At 39.9% G+C, this 2,144-nt stretch carries 1 protein-coding gene; it reads right to left on the bottom strand.

Annotated elements, in window-relative coordinates:
• The coding region (locus EV697_RS09745; RefSeq protein WP_207904103.1) for a hemagglutinin repeat-containing protein at positions 1–2,144 on the bottom strand (2,144 nt) is incomplete at both ends.

Below are 2,144 nucleotides of genomic sequence, written 5' to 3'. Positions count from 1 at the left end.
CTTATCCCTTCTTGTTCAGCAAAACGTTTTGCATTTTCCTTAATCCATTCTATTTCATTTGGATGTAATTGACGGTTAAATTTCTCTGCATTAAAACTCGTTAAAGCACCTTGTTTTATGCTTTCTGAACTCGCTCCGCCAACTGCTCCAACTACAGCGCCCAAACCTAGTGCTGAAATTTGTTGAATAACTTTGCGGTCATCTTCCGTTAAGTTAGTATGATTGGCTTTTAAGTAGTCCGCTACTTCTGTATTAATCCATTCAGACACTGCTCCACTACCTGCTCCCACTAAACCATTACCACCGCTCGCTTTTGCGACTAAGAAACCTGCTACAGCGTGTAACGCTACTTTTTGTGGGCTACCATCTTTCCATTCCATTTTTTTAGCTAAATCACCTACAAGGCTTGCCGCTAACTCACCGCCTACTCGGGCTGCTTCCTGTTGCTCTTTAATCTCTTCAAGGTCATAACTGCCCACTTTTTGGTTAGCGTTTTCGGTATCCCTTGAAAGGGCGGTCGGTATTTCCCCTGTTTTTGTAGTGAGGTTGATGTTGTTTCCTATAGCACTTTGTGTGGTCGTTTCTTGACTGTCGTTTTTGTTGCCTAAAGCACTAGCTGCCGCTCCTAACCCATGAGCCACATTTTGCATCATATTGCCAGTAGAGAAACCACCACTTACCGATTGGACTTTCACTTCTGAATGGTTTGTTATATCCTCTGTCGTTAAGCTATTAGTGGTAAAGTAGTTTTTATCCGCTTCGGCTTTTGATTGGATAAGTCCGCCTTTTAAGTGAGTGTTATGCTTAACATTCACATTCATTCCACCCTCACCTACATTAAAGCCACTTTGCTCTTCTACTTGAGCATAATTCAGTTTTGCTTTATTTAAGCTCGCACTCGCTGAAACATTTGAGCCTGAACCATAAATAGCAACACTAAAACCTGCATTGGCTTGTACTTGTTTTGAATCATAATGGTTGCTGTCTTGACGGCTTTCTATATTAAGATTATTACCTATAGTCGCCTCAAGCTTATCTGCATTCACTACCGCTCCTTTAAAGTTAGCATCTTTAATGGTTTCAATAGAAACGGCTTGACCATTAATATGGCTGTTCTTTTGAGTAATGCTATCGCTATTTTCTTTGCCCTTACCTGCTTGTACTGAACCCTCTATGCCTAATCCAACGCTATTGCCACTCATTCCTACAAACACACCAATACTTCCCCCTGCGTTTTTATTGCTAGAACGGTTAGTGTAAGTGTCTTGCACTGATTCAACATTAAGATTATTTGCACTGTTGAGATTGATTTGATTAGCTGAAAGGGTTGAGCCGAGAATATCAATATCCCCCTCTGTTGTCTTAAGATGTAGATTCCCCGCACTTAATTCTGAGCCTGAATGAATCACCTGTTTTGTGTTGCTTTCTTGCGTAGATTTCTGTGCACCTACGCTAATAGAGACTTTAATACTTGGGTTAGAAACATCGCCCTCTTTCATTGCCTTAGTACTATCACTTATAGCATCAATCGTATCTTTTACTTCATCAATACTTTGTGAAGCTAGATATAATTCATTCGCCGCTTTCACTTTATAAAGATTAGCCAGCTTTTCACTCTTCACTTGTTGGCTTCGTTTTAAACTCTCTTGAGCCTTAAATGCCATATCCGTTACGGGGGTTGAAAGGGCGATGGTTAAACCTGATTGTTTAAACTCGTGTTTCTCCGTACTTTCAAACACATCTTTCCCCGCTTCAACTTTGATTTTCTTTGCTTCAACATTAATCTTATTGTTGTTTTCTCGATTAGCGATTAAATCTGAACCCAATACCTTAACTTCGTTTCCTGCTTTGATATTTACATCACCTGACAATGAACCCACAACAGAACGAGCATCGGACTGTGTCCAGCCTTCGGCTTCTGAATGATGCGTTTCTGAGCGTTTACCAATGGTAAACCCTAATCCGCCTCCTGAGAAAATACCTGATTTTGTTTTCTTCTCAAAGTGCGTGGCTTTGTCGTAATTTGTATCTGCTTCTATATTGATATTATTTTTTGCCACTATATCAATATTTTTATCTGCTACAATTTCCACCCCTTTGGCTTCTATATTATTGCCTGATAATAATGCGATATTTTCTGCATT

The sequence above is a fragment of the Bisgaardia hudsonensis genome (assembly GCF_004345785.1).
Classification (GTDB): domain Bacteria; phylum Pseudomonadota; class Gammaproteobacteria; order Enterobacterales; family Pasteurellaceae; genus Bisgaardia; species Bisgaardia hudsonensis.
Note: the sequence above shows the minus strand (reverse complement) of the source record. Positions and strands in the feature narration are given on the sequence as shown.